The sequence below is a fragment of the Serratia sp. CY33802 genome (assembly GCF_052169095.1).
GTDB lineage: Bacteria > Pseudomonadota > Gammaproteobacteria > Enterobacterales > Enterobacteriaceae > Serratia > Serratia bockelmannii.
Window position 1 is genome coordinate 343,387 of the sequence record NZ_JBJNLL010000001.1, and the last position, 16,072, is coordinate 359,458.

Genomic DNA, 16,072 nt, shown 5'->3' on the forward strand with positions numbered 1-16,072 from the left:
GGCGGCTAGGCATTAGCGGCCCTCAGCGATATTTTAACGGCGCGCAGTGAGGCATCGAAAATACGGTTAGCCGGCTCGCGGCCGTCTAAATCCAATATGTTAGCGCCATTAAACGTCAGGTGCGGGATGACGGCGATCTTTTCACGCAACGCCGCCAGCGAGTGATCGGGTTTACGTGAATAGGCCGTTTGTTCGTCAATATCCAGCCGAATTAATAATAAGGGCTGATAAGACGCCATCCATTGGTACAGCTTGTGTTCGCGCTTTCTCAGCCCGCGGATCCAGCTATTGCCGCCGGTGGTTTTCGCCAGCTGCGGGCCATCGAAACGAAACCCCGCCACTTCGGCCTGCGGATAACGATCGGTGATCAGCAATGCGCCGCTGCGGCTTTTCTTCAGCATGCGACGGAATTTATAAACGCGCCAATAGGAGAGTAAAAAAATTACCAGCGCCGTGGCATTATCCGGCGGTGTGGAAGGGCGCTCATGCACGCGTTCCGATTTCTTCAGCAAATAACGCCCGAAGGGCGCGCCAATAATCGGCAGCGAACTGATCCATTCGCCGATGCGCCCGGAAGACTGGCCGAGATACAGCAGTTCGGCAGGTTCTTGTGCCGATAACGCGTTGACCAGGCTGGCAGCTAACGTGGATTTTCCCGAGCCGTCACAGCCGGTTATCGCTATTACGCGCACGGGCGAGCGATCAGATGAAGGTCTTATCTGCTGACTCACAATAATTGATCCAATGCGAAAAAAACTATTGTATTCCAATACGCCTTGGGTTCAAGATATTTATTGTGCTTTGCTGCGATAAAATAATGAGATTGGTATTCTTGTTCGCTATTTGAATTGATATTTATGGCGTTCGTTCTTGTTATTTTGTGCTAATTGTTCGTGCGCGCGCCGGTTTCGCTTTTTATGTTAATTTCCGGTAGGGCTCACGGTGAAAAAAGAGCAGAGGTTTTCAATTTTCGCTTAATATTTTGTGCTTTTTGGCGCCGCGCTACGGTAAATTTTTTCACGTAGCCGCCACGGCAATGATAAGCGATAGGTCGCTTCAAATATGGCACGCCGTTTCTGGTGTATTGAAAGAGAGTCTTATTATGAGTGCAAAATTTCCGCCGCTGATTGCGGTTATCGGCAGCGACGGATCGGGTAAGTCCACCGTTTGTGAACATCTGATCGCGTATATGAAACATTATGGCCCGGCGGTGCAAGTGCATCTGGGCAAACAGGCGGGCAACGTCGGCCGCGCGGCGGCGAAATTGCCGCTGCTCGGGCGCTCGGTGGGCAAGGCTATCGAGAGTAATACCAAAAAAGTCAAAACGAAAAAATCCCGCATCGGCCTGTTGCCGTCGGCGGTGATCATCGCTTTCGTGGGGCGGCGGCTGCTGCGTTTCCGCCGCATGCTGGCGTACCGTCGGCAAGGGTTCATCGTGTTGACCGACCGTTTTCCGCAGGCGCAAATCCCCGGCGCTTACGACGGTACGGTTTTTCCCGTCGACGTGGAAGGGAGCCGTTTTGTCCGTTGGCTGGCGGCGCGCGAGCGGGCGGCGTTCCAATGGATGGCGGGGCAAAAACCGGATCTGGTACTCAAGCTGAATGTCAGTCTGGACGTGGCCTGCGCGCGTAAACCCGATCACCGCAAAGCGGCGTTGGAGAAGAAGATCGCCGTCACGCCGTTATTGACGTTCGAAGGCGCCGACATCGTGGATCTCGATGCCGATCGGCCGATCGAGGAGGTGCTTTCGGCGGCGGAAAAAGCCATCGGGGAATTTATGGCGGCGCAGGGTTATCGCTATTCGGCTGATGGGGTATCAACGGCTGCGCACTGAGGTGCGCAGCGATTCGGCAGGGCGGCGATACCATTTTGGCACCGCCGCCGCGGCCGAGAGGGAAGGCTTTATTTTTTCAGCGCCGCAAAGGCGCGCACGATGGCGTCTATCTCTTCATCGCTGTGCGCGGCATTGACGCTGCAGCGCAACAGGGTGACGCCCGCCGGCGCGGCCGGTGGCAGCACCAGGTTTACATACACCCCGTGGGCGATCAGCTCGCGCCAGAAACGCAATCCTTCTTCTTTTGAACCGATCATCACCGGCACCACCGGGCTGATGCGCGGCCCCAGGGTATACCCCAGTTCGGCGAGGCCGTGGTACAGACGGTGCGCGTTGCTCCACAGCTTTTCCCGCAGCTCGGGATGGCGCGCGATTTTTTGCAGCGCCGTGCGCACCGATGCGATGCTGGACGGCGACGGCGAAGCGGTAAAGATATACGGCCGGCTGCTGTAGCGCAGCACGTCCATCCCTTTGCCGCCGACGGCGAAACCGCCGATTGAAGCCAGGCTTTTGCTGAAGGTGCCCAGGATAATATCCACGTCTTGCTCGACGCCGAGCGCTTCGGCCAGGCCGCGGCCGTGCTCACCCATCACGCCGAAGGAGTGCGCTTCGTCGACCAGCAGATAGCCGCCGAGCCGCCGCTTGATATCGACGATTTCCACCAGCGGGGCGACGTCACCCAGCATGCTGTAGATGCCTTCCACGATAATGATCGCCTCGCGGGCCCGCTCGCCCAGGCGCACCATGCGGCGCTCCAGATCGGCGGCGTCATTGTGGCGGAAGCGAATAATCTCCGCGCCGCCGAGGGCGCAGGCGTCGTAAATGCTCGCGTGGCTGTCCGCGTCGATCAACACCACGGCGCCCGGCCCCGCCAGGGTGCTGATGACGCCCAGGTTGGCGGTATAGCCGGTGGAGAAAACGATAGCGCTTGGGCGATCGAAGAACTCCGCCAGCTCCCGTTCCAGCGTCAGGTGCGATCCGTAGCTGCCGTTCGCCATGCGCGAGCCGGTGGTGCCGGTGCCGAGTGCGGCCAGGGCCGCCTGGCCGGCGGCGATCGCCTGCGCATCGAACGTCAGGCCAAGGTAATTATTGGTGCCGGCGAGGACAATCTTTTGATCGCCGATGCGCCCCTGGGTGGCGGAATAGACTTCGTCGATGCAGGTGCCGAACGGATTCAGACCGGACGTTTGAAATTGCTCACGGTCATTGGCGAGCCGCGCAAACTTATCATACAGTCCCATGGTTTTTCTCCAGATAAGGGCGCAGCGCGTCAAGCAGTTGCTCCGGCGTTCTGACATCAAGCAATATATTGATAGGAATGGAGATATCTAATTCATCTTCCAGCATCATCAGCAGATCCAAGACTCTGATGGATTCCAGGCCAAGATCATTGACGAGATCGCTATCAGGTTTTATTTCCACTCCGCCTTCGACGATACCTTGCAAACACGTCAGGATATAATCCATTACAGCATCGCGATTTAGCATAAGAACGTTGACACACCTCTAATTGGAATAATTAAAACAGCCCTTCGCGCAGTGCGCGCTCCAAACTTACCTGTGGAAACCAATTAATCTGTTGCGACAGCGCGTGATTACTGGCGGACCAGTCGTGATGCGTTAATTCGCGTATTTTGCTGCGCGTCAGCATCGGCTCTTGTTTGACCAGGCGGTTCCACACCACGCTGATATCCGCCAGGGCTTTCAGCAGCGGCAGCGGAATGCTCACCAGACGCACCGGCCCGTGACGCACGGCGGCGCCGATGTCGCGCAGGCGCAGCCAGTTATAGCCTTCGGCCACGCCGTCGCACAGTTCGTAAATATTCGGCTGCGCGGGTTCGGCCTGCACCCATTGGCTGACCGCCTTTGCCAAATCGCTCACGTGCAGAAAAGTGAGCTTGGCCTCAGGCGCGCCCAGCCGGGGCAGTACGCCGCGCAGCAGGCCGTTGAACAGCGGTTTCAGCTCTTTATCGCCCGGCCCGTAAACCGCCGTTGGGCGGAAAATCCCCAGCGCGATATCGCCGGAGGCGGCGATGAGTTGCTGCTCGGCGGCCTGTTTTGAATGGGCGTACCAGGACAGCGCCGGATGGCGGGCCGCCAGCGACGACATGAACAAGAAACGATTGCAGCGGCCGTTTTGCCTGGCCGCCTGCATCAGGTTCAGGCTGCCGGTGACGTTGCAGCGGGTGAACACCGCTTCCGCATGCCCGCGCACCTGGCCCGCACAATGCACGACGTATTCTGCGCCGCGCACCAGCTCGGTGAGCGAGGGCCGATCTTCCAGCGCGCCGGGGATCCACTGCAGGTTGTCCGCAGCGGCTTTTCCGGCTTGCCGCGTCAGGGCGCGCACGTTAAACCCTTGCGCCAGCAGTTCCTGGACGATATGCCGGCCGATAAAGCCGGTCGCGCCCGTCACTGCGACGGTGCCGCTCATTGCGCGAAACCGGCCAGCTGCGGCATTTGCGGATAGAGCGAAGCGCTCAGCCAGCGTTTTTTGGCCTCCGCACGGGCGGGTTTGCCCGATGACGTGCGGGGAATGCTGTGCGGCGGCAGCAGCTCGATGTCCACCGCAATGCCGAACTCGCTTTGAATGCGCGCGCTCAGCGAATGCACGATTTGTTCCCGGCGTTCTTCCGAACTGACTCGGCACTGGATTTGCAAAATGATCCTGGCCGCTTCGTCGTGTTCTTCAGTCACGAAGGCAATCGCATCGCCGGAACGGATTTCCGGTTCGGATTCCGCGACGTACTCGATATCCTGTGGCCAGATATTGCGGCCGCGAATGATGATCAAGTCCTTCTTGCGGCCGGTGACGTACAGATAGCCTTCCAGCAGGTAGCCCAGATCGCCGGTATCCATCCACCCGGTCACCTGAATTTGCTTCTGAGATTCATCGTCGCAGAAATAGCCGTTCATCAGGCTGGGGCCGGAAATCGTGATATGGCCGACCTGGCGCTCCGGCAGCGGTTGCCCGGTTTCGCTGCGGATCTCGATGCGGTGGCCGGGCAGCGCACGGCCGCAGTTGACGAAGGTCGAGACAGCGCGGGTTTTTTTGCCCGGCGCGACCGCTTTACCCTCGTACTCCAAAATATCGCGGTCGACCGCGTTGGTTTGCGGGCCGGAGCAAGGATCGGAAAAGCTCACCGCCAGGGTGTTCTCGGCCAGGCCGTAACACGGCATGAAGGCTTTGCTGTCGAAGTTGATGCTGCTGAAGTGTTCGCCAAACTGGCCGAGCAGCTCGGCCGGGATCGGCTCGGCGCCTACGCCGGCAACCCGCCAGCTGGAAAGATCCAGATCGGCCAGCTCTTTGGCGTTGCTGCGGCGTAGACACAGATCGTAGCCGAACGGCGGGGCGACGGACACCGTACCGCGATTCTTGGCGATCAGTTTCAGCCACTGCATCGGGCGCATGGCGAAATCTTGCGTGCGCAGATAATCGACGGACAACTGGGTCGCTACCGGCGTCAGCAGGAAACCGACCAGGCCCATGTCGTGATAGAAGGGCAGCCATGAAACGCAGCGATCGCCCGCACGCAGCTTGATCCCGTCGCGGCTGATCGCGTTCAGGTTCGCCATGGCCGCCCGCTGGGTAATGATCACGCCGCGCGGAAAGCGGGTGCTGCCCGAGGTGTATTGGAGGTAGGCGATATCGTCGGGCGAAGGCGCGGGCAACGCGATCTCCGGCTCCGGCAAGGCGTTAAAATCCTCGTCGCTGAGGATGTGCATCGCCGACGTGTTTTCCGTGGCCGACGCGATGAGCGGTGTCCACTCTTCGCTGCTGATGATCGCCGCCGGGTTGCAACTGGCGATCAGCCCTTTCAGTTTGGCGGTGTAGGAGTCGCGCTGGCCTACGCCCATCGGGATCGCCAACGGTACCGCCACCAGGCCGGCATATTGGCACGCAAAAAAGGCTTCGACGAATCCCGCGCTGGTTTCGGCGATAAGCGCCACGCGATCGCCTTTCTTGAGCTTCAGGGACAATAAACGCCGCGCGCCCGAGATCGCTTTTTGCTGCAGCGTGCGATATTCGAGAACGGTCACGAGTTGATTGCGACGGTCGTAAAAATTCATTCCCGTATTGCCCAGCGCCGCGTAATCCAACGCGTCCACTAAAGTGGGGAAGTCCGCATAGCGCATAGGAAGAGAATGAACGGAACTTGTTTCAGACATAGACAAACTTAGCCATAGATTAAAAATCACCAAAAGAGAAAAATCACTCTTGGCGAGGTAATTGATGTTTTACTATGAATAGGTTTTTGAATAAGTTTGTTATTCAACCATCTTCATTCCGCGAACAGCGTATATTGCCGTGCTTGAGCGGCACGCCGGTTATTAACCGGTCAGAGCGCGAGTAGCCCGTGCTATCAGCCTGAACGGCACCCCGGCGATATACGAGAGGCTATTGTAATATCCGGGTTTCGCCGTTCTTTAGTCTGCATCTGTCGGGCAGGAAATAACTGTCGGCTCATAGGTTATGACCTCATGCATGGCTATCTTGGAACTTAAACACTTCCTAAACAGTATGCCGCAAGAAATCCAAAAGTGAACGATTCATTTAAGGCTAATCTTAAAAAGAGCATTAAGTGGTAAAGATGGCGGCACACCTCCTGATTAAAGTCGGTACACTAAAAACGGCGAGTTTCTTTTGCCATAACAGCACGAAATAATAAAAGAGCACCATTAGCGTAGCCTGGCTGCGCCGCTTTCTGTTTCCTTTTTTTATCAATTATGGACATCACAGGGTGAATGTAGAGCCAATAATGCGCTGATTCACAGGGGGTAATATTCGGTTTTTCTTATCATTGAACCGGAGGCAATACACAATCCAATAAAAGAGAACAGCATAAAAAATGCTAAAGGCGTTGTCGCGCGCTCATTTAATTATTTTATTAAAACGTAAGGCTATTTATGATCCGTATTGAGAAAGTTCTGGATAAACGCGAACTTAAAGAATTTATTGCTTTCCCTTCGCAACTGTTTCGCGATGATCCGAACTGGATTGAGCCGCTGCATGTCGAGCGCGAAGAGCACCTGTCAAAGAAGAATCCCGGTACCGACCATATTGAATGGCAGGCATGGGTGGCCAAAAAACAAGGCAAAGTCGTTGGGCGCATCACGGCGCAAATCGATTCTCTGCACCGGGAGCTGCATGGCGAGGATACCGGCCACTTCGGCATGATTGACGCCGTTGACGATCCCGCCGTTTTCAGCACCTTATTCACGGTCGCGGAAGAGTGGCTGAGATCGAAAGGCGCGCGTAAAATCACCGGGCCATTCAGCCTCAATATCAATCAGGAAAGCGGCCTGTTGGTCGAAGGGTTCGATACCCCGCCTTCCGCCCTGATGACGCACGCGAAACCCTACTACGCGGCCCAGATAGCGCAACAGGGCTACAGCGAAGGGATTGATTTGCTTGCCTATTGGATGAAAAGAACCGATCTGCATTTTTCGCCGTCGCTGACCCGGATGATGGATCAGGTGCGCAAAAAGGTGACCGTGCGCCGCCTCAATCGCAAGCGCTTTCGCGAGGAGATGCAGGTGCTGCGCGAGGTGTTCAACTCCGGGTGGCAGCATAACTGGGGGTTTGTCCCGTTCACCGAGCATGAGTTCGCCACCATGGGGGATCAGCTGAAGTTTCTGGTGCCCGACGATATGATCCATATCGCCGAGGTGGATGGTGCCCCCTGCGCCTTTATTGTCGGCCTGCCAAACATCAACGAAGCGATTGCCGATCTGCAGGGGCGGTTATTGCCGTTCGGTTGGGCGAAGCTCTTGTGGCGGCTGAAAGTCAGCGGCGTGCGCACCGCGCGCGTGCCGTTGATGGGCGTGCGTCAGGAATATCAATTCAGCCGCATCGGGCCGATTATTGCGCTGTTGCTTATTGAGGCGCTGCGCGAGCCTTTCGCGAAGCGCAATATCGACGCGCTGGAAATGTCGTGGATCCTGGAAACCAATACCGGCATGCGGACGATTTTAGAACGCATCGGCGCAGTTCCCTATAAGCGCTACCGCTTGTTCGAGAAAACGCTTTAACCGGCTGATAACGCATCGCCTTTTCACGTTCTCAGAATAATAACCGCGGCAGGGTATTTTCGGGCGGTGCCGTTTCAGGGGCAGGGTGACGGCGCGTGAGGGAATGCATCACTTCCTGGAAGAGAACAGTTAAGGTCCTTAATTAATAAACTCGTGATAAATTCACGCCGCGTTATTTATTCGCGAGTGATTGTCGCAGTCTTGACGAGAGCAGATTGTATGCCTGTGGAAAAGAAAAAAGGAATAAGCCGATTAACCTACAGCATAAGGAATTCCTGGGCCGGGTTTATTGACGCCGTGCTTACCGAAGATGCGTTCCGCCAATTATTGGTTATTAACGCCATTTTACTGGTTGTTACATTTGGTTTAGATATTACAAATATAGAACGGCTGTTATTAATCACCTGCAGTTTTCTGCTATTGGTGGTTGAGCTGCTTAATACGGCGATTGAAACCGTGGTCGATCGCATTTCGCTGGAATTGCATCCGTTATCCAAACGCGCCAAAGATTTGGGCGGCGCAGCGCAGCTGGTGGCCGTGGTGATGACTATCATTATTTGGGGAATGGTGCTGCTGGGGCGATAGGGGCTTTGGTGGCTCAACCAGCAAGCCGGTTGCCGTGGCGATATAAGCGGTTATCATCGTTGTTTTGCGTCCTCTGCCATTTCAGCAAGGAGAGTTGGCCGTTATGCCCGTGAATTTTGATCTCAACGATCTTTATGCGTTTCGCGCGCTGGTGGAGTACGGCAATTTTCGGCTGGCCGCAGAGTCCATCTGCCTGTCGCAGTCGGCATTGAGCCGCAGGATTGAGAAGCTGGAAAACGCGCTGGGCATCAAATTGTTCGACCGCACCACCCGGCGCGTGACCTTGACGCTGTACGGGCAGGCCTTCGCCGAACGTTCGGAGCAGTTACTGATGAACGTCGAAGCGGTGATGGCCGATATCGATAAGGTCAGCCAGGAGCGGGTGGGGCTGGTCACCGTCGCCACGGTGCCATCGGCGGCCTACTATTTCATGCCCGACGTGATACGCCGTTTCCGGCTTCGCTATCCGCGCGTGCGCGTTAAGCTGATCGACGGCAGCGCAGGCAATGTCATCGAGGCGGTCACCGGCGGCCAGGCCGATTTCGGCATCTGCTTCGCCGGGCGGCTGCAGCCTAATCTTGAGTTTGTGCCGTTGGTGGGGGACGTCTACGTGGCCGCCTGCCGGCGTGACCATTCGCTCGCCGGTAAAAAGACTCTCACCTGGCGGGAGTTTTATCAGCAGGATTACGTGTCGCTGGATAAAACCTCCGGCAATCGCAATCTGCTCGATCAGCGCCTGGAACACCTCGTGCCGGAACGCCCCAGCGTGTGTGAAACTCGCCATGTGACGACCATGCTGGGCATGGTTGAGGCGGGCATCGGCATTGCCGCCGTGCCCGCCATGTCGATGCCCGCTTCAGAGCACTCGGTGTTGACGTCGGTGCCGCTAGTCGATCCGGTGGTGAAACGCACCGTAGGCCTCATCAGACGCGGCGGCCGCATGCAGTCTTTCGTCGCCGCCGAGTTGGAAAAGCTGATTACTGAACAGTATCACTCTGCTTGACCGGCTGCGGCGCCGGCACGGTTCGCATGCCGGTCGCGCGAATGGTCGGCTGCGCCTGAGAGGAGGCGAGGAAGTCCAGCAGCGCTTTGCCTTCGCGGCGGTGCTCCGCCTTGGCGGTTACCGCGCCCGCGAAGCGGGTGATGTACTGCACGTTTTCCGGCAGCTCGCCGATAAAGGTCACGTCCGCCACGGGTAGCAATTCGCTGACCTGCTGGAAGCCCAGTGCGTATTTCCCCTGCGCCACTTCAGAGGCCACCGGAATGCGCTCAACCTTATGCGCTTTCCCTTTCACCTGTTCCTCGATACCCAGCTTTTTAAACAGTTGGCCGCTGACATAGCGGCCGCTGGCGCTGTCGGAATAGGCGAAAGAGTCCGCCTGCAGCAGGACATTGCGCAGGTCGGCATCCGTTTTTACCACCGGCTTGGGCGCGCCCTGTTTGACCACCATGCCGATCGGCGAATCGGCCAGCTCCACGCGCGAACCCGGCTGGGTCCAGCGCTCTTTTTCCAGTTGGGTGAGCGCGTCGCCCACCATGATCAGCACATCGGCTTGCTCTCCGCGCGCTAACCGCGCGGGGATCGCCTGCGGCGTTTTGCCCATCGAGGGGCCGGACACCAGAATGATTTTATCGCCGCTTTGGGCTTCATATTCCGGGGCCAGCTTCTCCAGCGCGGCTTTGAAGCCGCCGGAGATCATCACGGTCACGTCTTTGGCCAGCGCCGCCGTACTGCAGGAGACGCACACCAGCGCGGCGAGGATCGAACGAGTGAGTTTTAGCATGACATCATTCCTTTTGAGATGGCGGCTTAGCGCGCGGTTTGCAGCGGCATGGCGATGCGGCGATACATATACAGCGTCGCCAGCAGGGCGCACAGCGCGGCGAAGCTCATCCAGTAGCCCGGTGAAGCCTTGTCGCCGGTGTATTCGATCAACGCAGTGGAGACTACCGGCGTAAAGCCGCCGAACACCGCCGTCGCCAGGCTGTAGGCCAGCGAGAACCCGGCCACCCGCACTTCCGTTGGCATGATCTCCGTCAAGGCCGGGATCATGGCGCCGTTGTAGAGGCCGTAAATGAAGGACAGCCACAGCAGCACGGCCAGCATCATGCTGAAGCTGGGGGCGGCGGCGAGCAGGCTCAGCGCCGGGTAGGCGGTGGCCAACGTCAGCAACGTCATGGTGACCAGCACTGGTTTGCGGCCGAAACGGTCCGACAGCGCGCCGCCGATGGGCAGCCAGATGAAGTTGGAGATCGCCACCAGCAGGGTGACCAGCAAGCTGTCTGAAGCGCTGAGCAGCAGCACCTTTTTGCCGAAGGTCGGCGCATAGACGGTGATGAGGTAAAACGCGGTGGTGGTCATTGCGACCATCAGCATGCCGGCGATCACCACCGGCCAGTTTTTCAGCAGGGTTTTAAACACGTCGCGCATCGCCAGGTGGTGACGGCGAGCGGTAAATTCCTGCGTCTCTTCCAGCTTGCGGCGCAGGAAGAAGATGAAGGGAACGATCAGGCAGCCAAACAGGAAAGGCAGGCGCCAGCCCCATTCGCGAATGGCGCTTTCTTCCAGCGCCGCATTGAGCGCGAAGCCCATGGCCGCCGCCACCATGATAGCCACCTGCTGGCTGCCGGACTGCCAGCTGGTGTAGAAGCCTTTACGGCCCGGCGTGGCGATTTCAGCCAGATAGACGGACACGCCACCCAGCTCCGCGCCCGCCGAAAAGCCTTGCAACAGACGCCCGCACAGCACCAGCAGCGGCGCCCAAAGCCCGATGCTTTGGTAAGAGGGGATCAGCACGATCAGGAAGGTGCCCGCGGCCATGATCGACAGGGTGACGATCAGCCCTTTGCGGCGGCCGACTTTATCGATGTAAGCACCTAGCACGACAGCGCCGATCGGGCGCATCAGAAAACCAGCGCCGAATACCGCGAAGGTCATCATCAGCGAGGCAAATTCGCTGCTGGCCGGGAAAAAGGTGTGTGCGATGTAGGTAGCGTAAAAGCCGAACAGGAAAAAATCGAACTGTTCTAAAAAGTTGCCGGAGGTGACGCGCAGTATCGCGCCGGTTCTGGCCCTGATGGTCATGGGTGAGGTAGAGGAATGCATCTTTATCTCCAGTTTGTTATTGGCGCTTGACGCCGCGCCTGTTGCTGAAGATTCGCTCAGGAAAATAAAGTAAATAAGCGCAATAAACGCATGACGCGATGCGTTTGACGCATCAATCGGCGTTAACAATGTTGCCTAACCCGATGTAACGTGGCGTTAACAAGTTTGTCGCTCATTGCCCGCTGCGCAGAACGCCGAAAACGTTATGTGCTTTTTGTGACAGGGTTCATAAAGGGGCGGCGGGGAAGCGCCCCGTGCCTCTGAACGATTGTTCGATACCGTACGTAAAAAGATGAATACCTCGCACTGCGTTTGCAAAATACGTGGATGTACGTTCAGCCTTGCAGTATCCACGTATGCCTTTGCATGTTATCCCTGCGCCTCTCTGCTATAGCTTTACATCTATATAGTTACTGATCTATATTTTAGGGAGGTCCCGTGTGGGAAATTAAAACAACGGATGCATTTGATCATTGGTACAGATCGCTCAGCGATGCCGATCGGGCCGGCGTACTTGCCGCATTGATGGTCCTGCGGGAAAAGGGGCCGGGGCTGTCCAGACCCTATGCCGATACGGTTAAAGGCTCACGTTACAGCAATATGAAAGAGTTGCGCATTCAGTGCCGAGGCGAACCGTTGCGGGCATTCTTCGCTTTCGATCCGTACCGTATTGGCATTGTGCTTTGCGCGGGCAATAAAGCCGGTAATGAAAAGCGTTTTTACGATCGGATGATCCAGGTTGCCGATCGGGAATTCACGAACTGGCTGAACACATTAAACGAGAAGGAGTGACGCGATGGGCAGAACGTTGGAACAGCTTATTGCGGATGAAAAGCCCGAGGTCGTGGCCAAAGCGCAGGCGCTGGCGGCGGACATCATGCTGAACATTCACCTTGCCGAGCTGCGTGAAAAAGTACAGAAAACGCAGGTTGAAATGGCGCAGGCGCTGGGGATCCGGCAGCCGACCGTTGCCGTAATGGAAAAACCGGGCCGCGATCTGAAACTGTCTTCGCTTAAACGCTATGTTGAGGCGGCCGGCGGCAAACTGCGCCTGGACATCGAACTGCCGGACGGCTCTCACTACGAGTTTGTGCTGTAAGCGCTAACGGCAGAAAGGCACAAAGCCCGCTCAGGTTCCCCGGAGCGGGCTTTGTGCACCAGGGCTCCTTTGACACAACCAGGCGGCCGTAAAAGCAAAGAGGCTCAAGACGGGCAGGCTGTCTGAGCGCTTTCGTTTGGGTCGGATAGCGTTAAACAAGCCACCCGCGCTCCCTTCGCGATGTCTTGCTTGCCCGTAACTGTCTCCTTGCTCCTTAGCTGAAACGATACAAATTATGTTGATAAGCAGCTCGTTTTGTGTGCAAAAAAATTCAACGTATTTCATTAAAACTGCGATGAAATTCGTATTTTTATCGCGCTATTTCGTCAAATACTCACCCGGTGAAGCTCATCACATTTCTTTAACCTGCTTAACAGTAGATTTTCCTTGTTTATAAAAAATCGATTCAGCTAAAGGGGAAGGGAAATGAAAAAGACATGGGTGATGGCGGTGTTTTCGGCCCTGATTTCAGGGCAGGCGGCGGCGCAGAGTTGGGTGCTGACCAGCGCTGAAGATGGTGTGGAGAAAGGAAACTGGAAGATTTCGAGTGAGGCGCTGAAGATTAAGGATAAAACGTTCAGCATTGAGCAGAAGGTGTTGCACGGCGGTAAGCAAGAAGGCAGCAAAGTCGTGATTATCCGCAGCGAGGATGGCCTGACCATCACGCTGAGTCCCACCCGCGGCATGAACCTCCTGCGGGCAGAAGGATTTGGCGCGAAAATGGGATGGGATTCCCCGGTCAAAGAGGTGGTCAACCCCGCCTTTATCAACCTGGAAAGCCGCAATGGGCTCGGCTGGCTGGAAGGTTTCAATGAGATGATGGTGCGTTGTGGCTATGAGTGGACCGGTCATCCGGTGACCGAAGGAGGGCAAATGTACACGTTGCACGGCAAAGCGGGCAATACGCCGGCCTCGCGGGTTGAGGTTGAGGTCGCGGATACGGCGCCGTATGAAATTCGTGTTCGCGGCCTGATCAAAGAGAGCACATTCAAAAAAGCCGATCTGCAAACCCTGACCGAATTGCGCTATGTGCCCGGCAGCAACAGTTTCCGCCTGCATGATGTGTTAACCAACCGGGCGGATTATCCCCATGACTACCAGATTATTTATCACAGCAATTTCGGCGCACCGATTCTGGAAAATGGCGCCCGCTTCCTGGCGCCGATGGCCAGCATCAGCCCGTTTAACGACTATGCCAAAGCCGGGCTGAAGACCTGGGCAACCTATGCCGGTCCAACCAAAGGGTTCGATGAAATGGTCTTTAACATTAAGCCATTATCGGATCCGAATCATCAGACACTGGCGGCGCTGGTCAATAACGCGGGCGACAAAGGGGTGGCGATTCAGTTCGATACCCGCCAGTTGCCCGTCCTGACGCTGTGGAAGAATACCGATACGTTAAAACAGGGGTATGTCACGGGGATTGAGCCGGGCACCAGCTATGCCTACCCGGTCACTATCGAGCGCGAACAAAAACGCGTTAAGCAGCTGCAGCCAGGCGCCAGTGCGCAGTTTGATCTGACCTATACCTTGCTGCACAGCAAAGCGCAGGTGGCGGATCTGGAGCAGAAGATTGCGGATATTCAGGGCAAGGTAAAAATTGATGAGAATGACGCGCCGATAGCCAAAGAGTAACGCTGCCTGTCGATGCATTTAGCGTTAAAGCAAAAAGCCCGCTTAAGTTTCCTTAAGCGGGCTTCTCTAAATATGGCTCCTCTGACTGGACTCGAACCAGTGACATACGGATTAACAGTCCGCCGTTCTACCGACTGAACTACAGAGGAATCGTGTGAACGGGGCGAATAATAGCGGGGCGCCTGGGGTTTGTCAAAGCGCTAAACTGCAAAAAAAGTGCGTTTGCTGAGGGAATGAGCACCTTGCGCTGTTTTTCGGCATTTTCCATCGCTATGCGTTGATTTTTGCATCCCAAATCGTTTTGACGCCGCTTGCACAAGCCTTTGCACGGCGATGGTGCAGGGCCGTTCTCCCTCCCATACTTCCTCTCGCGCTAGCCGTATTGCCCAGTCTCCGGCTAACGCCGCCACACGCCGCGCCGCAACTGATATGTAGGATGAATAAGCAAACAATATGTATTCGTCGTCACAATGGCTGGATTTTTGCTTACCCATTTTTGGGGAATGCGACTGCGCTCTCAAGAAAATTATTTTCCCCGTCTACACATAAAGTGACTGATCCGCGCCCCAGGGCGTTTCGCTACAACAGTGCTGAGGAAGATAACAATGTCATCGAAATTGATAAAAAGTCCGCTCGCTGCTTTGCTCATCGGTTGTTTAGGTACGGCGTTTTCCGCGCAGGCCGATATTGTCATCGGCGTCGCCGGGCCGTTCTCCGGGCCGAACGCCACTTACGGCGATCAGTATTGGCGCGGGGCTTCGCAGGCGGCGGCGGATATCAACGCCGCCGGCGGCATCAAAGGGGAAAAAATCAAGCTGGTGCAGGGGGATGACGCCTGCGAACCGAAACAGGCGGTCGCGGTCGCCAACCGGCTGGTGGATCAGGACAAGGTCTCGGCGGTGGTCGGCCACTTCTGCTCCTCTTCCACCATGCCCGCCTCCGAGGTGTATGACGAGGCCGGCATCATCGCCATTACCCCCGGCTCCACCAACCCGCAGATCACCGAGCGCGGCATGAAGACGATGTTCCGCATGTGCGGGCGCGACGATCAGCAGGGGGTGATCGCCACCAACTACATGCTGGATACCCTGAAGGCCAAACGCATCGCGGTGATCCACGATAAAGACACCTACGGCCAGGGGCTGGCGGACGCAGCGAAGGCGGCAATGAACAAGCGCGGGGTCAAGGAAGTGCTGTATGAGGGGCTGTCGCGCGGTGAGAAAGACTTCAACGCGCTGGTGACCAAGATCGCCTCGGTCAAGCCGGACGTGGTCTACTTCGGCGGCTGCCATCCGGAAGCCGGGCCGCTGGTGCGCCAGATGCGCGAGCAGGGCGTGACCGCCAAGTTCTTCTCCGGCGACTGCGTGGTGACCGAAGAGCTGGTGACCGCCGCCGGCGGGCCGCAGTACACCAACGGCGTGCTGATGACCTTCGGCAACGATCCGCGTCAGATCGCGGAAGGCAAGGCGGTGATCGCCAAGTTCCGCGCCAGCGGTTTTGAACCGGAAGGGTACACCCTCTACTCCTATGCCTCGATCCAGGCGATCGCCGCCGCCTTCAACGCCACCGGCGGCAAAGACAGCGCCAAGGCCGCCGAATGGCTGAAGTCGCACGATGTCGACACCGTGATGGGCAAAAAAACCTGGGATCAGAAGGGCGACCTGAAGGTCTCGGACTACGTGGTCTATCAGTGGGATGACAAGGGCAAATATCACCAGCTTTGAACAACCCAATACTGACGTTGTGACTCTATGACAGACGGGCTCGCCGCCCTGGCGAG

15 protein-coding genes and 1 tRNA gene are annotated in these 16,072 nt (G+C 56.9%); 8 read left to right on the top strand and 8 right to left on the bottom strand.

Going from position 1 to position 16,072, the window contains the following annotated elements; all coding sequences use genetic code 11:
- Positions 1-5: 5 nt before the first annotated feature.
- Positions 6-731, bottom strand: coding sequence for a hypothetical protein (locus ACJ8HA_RS01660; protein ID WP_197813474.1), 726 nt, complete (start codon positions 729-731; stop codon positions 6-8).
- Between the two features lie 371 nt (positions 732-1,102).
- Here ACJ8HA_RS01660 and ACJ8HA_RS01665 point away from each other — a divergent pair, with 371 nt between their 5' ends.
- Positions 1,103-1,834, top strand: coding sequence for an ATP-binding protein (locus ACJ8HA_RS01665; protein ID WP_025303502.1), 732 nt, complete (start codon positions 1,103-1,105; stop codon positions 1,832-1,834).
- A gap of 68 nt (positions 1,835-1,902) precedes the next feature.
- On the opposite strand, the gene spt is transcribed toward ACJ8HA_RS01665, so the two are convergent.
- From spt to ACJ8HA_RS01685, 4 genes are read right to left on the bottom strand one after another with little or no spacing between them, the layout of a single operon-like run.
- The gene (gene spt, locus ACJ8HA_RS01670; protein ID WP_025303501.1) at positions 1,903-3,075 is read right to left on the bottom strand and encodes a serine palmitoyltransferase; all 1,173 of its coding nucleotides are present in this window, start codon (positions 3,073-3,075) and stop codon (positions 1,903-1,905) included.
- The gene (locus ACJ8HA_RS01675) at positions 3,062-3,322 is read right to left on the bottom strand and encodes an acyl carrier protein (RefSeq protein WP_015378483.1); all 261 of its coding nucleotides are present in this window, start codon (positions 3,320-3,322) and stop codon (positions 3,062-3,064) included. The genes spt and ACJ8HA_RS01675 overlap by 14 nt, the downstream gene beginning before the upstream one ends.
- A gap of 31 nt (positions 3,323-3,353) precedes the next feature.
- Positions 3,354-4,268, bottom strand: coding sequence for an NAD-dependent epimerase/dehydratase family protein (locus tag ACJ8HA_RS01680; RefSeq protein ID WP_025303500.1), 915 nt, complete (start codon positions 4,266-4,268; stop codon positions 3,354-3,356).
- The gene (locus ACJ8HA_RS01685) at positions 4,265-6,004 is read right to left on the bottom strand and encodes a fatty acyl-AMP ligase (RefSeq protein ID WP_197813439.1); all 1,740 of its coding nucleotides are present in this window, start codon (positions 6,002-6,004) and stop codon (positions 4,265-4,267) included. The genes ACJ8HA_RS01680 and ACJ8HA_RS01685 overlap by 4 nt, the downstream gene beginning before the upstream one ends.
- Before the next feature lie 738 nt (positions 6,005-6,742).
- Between ACJ8HA_RS01685 and ACJ8HA_RS01690 the strand changes: the two genes are divergently transcribed.
- The 3 genes from ACJ8HA_RS01690 to ACJ8HA_RS01700 all read left to right on the top strand — a co-directional run bounded on the left by ACJ8HA_RS01690 (position 6,743) and on the right by ACJ8HA_RS01700 (position 9,455).
- Positions 6,743-7,867, top strand: a complete 1,125-nt coding sequence (locus ACJ8HA_RS01690) for a hypothetical protein (protein ID WP_025303498.1) — start codon at positions 6,743-6,745, stop codon at positions 7,865-7,867.
- Positions 7,868-8,086: 219 nt separating this feature from the next.
- Positions 8,087-8,452 (top strand): diacylglycerol kinase, encoded by a 366-nt coding sequence (locus tag ACJ8HA_RS01695; protein WP_004935528.1) that lies wholly within the window; start codon positions 8,087-8,089, stop codon positions 8,450-8,452.
- A 103-nt stretch (positions 8,453-8,555) separates the two neighbouring features.
- Positions 8,556-9,455: a LysR family transcriptional regulator gene (locus ACJ8HA_RS01700; protein WP_025303496.1), complete on the top strand. Its 900-nt coding sequence runs from the start codon at positions 8,556-8,558 to the stop codon at positions 9,453-9,455.
- Here the strand turns inward: ACJ8HA_RS01700 and ACJ8HA_RS01705 are convergent.
- The gene (locus ACJ8HA_RS01705; RefSeq protein WP_442515166.1) at positions 9,430-10,236 is read right to left on the bottom strand and encodes a substrate-binding domain-containing protein; all 807 of its coding nucleotides are present in this window, start codon (positions 10,234-10,236) and stop codon (positions 9,430-9,432) included. The two genes, ACJ8HA_RS01700 and ACJ8HA_RS01705, sit on opposite strands and share 26 nt — an antisense overlap.
- A 26-nt stretch (positions 10,237-10,262) precedes the next feature.
- On the bottom strand, positions 10,263-11,558 hold the full coding sequence (locus ACJ8HA_RS01710; protein WP_060433586.1) for an MFS transporter: 1,296 nt from the start codon (positions 11,556-11,558) through the stop codon (positions 10,263-10,265).
- Positions 11,559-11,996: 438 nt separating this feature from the next.
- On the opposite strand from ACJ8HA_RS01710, the gene ACJ8HA_RS01715 reads away from it, so the two are divergent.
- The 3 genes from ACJ8HA_RS01715 to ACJ8HA_RS01725 all read left to right on the top strand — a co-directional run bounded on the left by ACJ8HA_RS01715 (position 11,997) and on the right by ACJ8HA_RS01725 (position 14,292).
- Positions 11,997-12,350, top strand: a complete 354-nt coding sequence (locus tag ACJ8HA_RS01715; protein WP_442515167.1) for a type II toxin-antitoxin system RelE/ParE family toxin — start codon at positions 11,997-11,999, stop codon at positions 12,348-12,350.
- A gap of 4 nt (positions 12,351-12,354) precedes the next feature.
- Positions 12,355-12,657, top strand: coding sequence for an XRE family transcriptional regulator (locus tag ACJ8HA_RS01720; protein ID WP_016927038.1), 303 nt, complete (start codon positions 12,355-12,357; stop codon positions 12,655-12,657).
- 426 nt (positions 12,658-13,083) lie between these two features.
- Complete coding sequence (locus ACJ8HA_RS01725; RefSeq protein ID WP_043143093.1) at positions 13,084-14,292, top strand: aldose 1-epimerase family protein; 1,209 nt, start codon at positions 13,084-13,086, stop codon at positions 14,290-14,292.
- Positions 14,293-14,365: 73 nt separating this feature from the next.
- Here ACJ8HA_RS01725 and ACJ8HA_RS01730 read toward each other — a convergent pair.
- Positions 14,366-14,441 (bottom strand) — tRNA-Asn (locus ACJ8HA_RS01730).
- Between the two features lie 456 nt (positions 14,442-14,897).
- On the opposite strand from ACJ8HA_RS01730, the gene ACJ8HA_RS01735 reads away from it, so the two are divergent.
- Entirely contained in the window at positions 14,898-16,016 is a 1,119-nt protein-coding gene (locus tag ACJ8HA_RS01735) for a branched-chain amino acid ABC transporter substrate-binding protein (RefSeq protein WP_442515168.1), read from the top strand.
- The last annotated feature ends 56 nt before the right edge of the window (positions 16,017-16,072 follow it).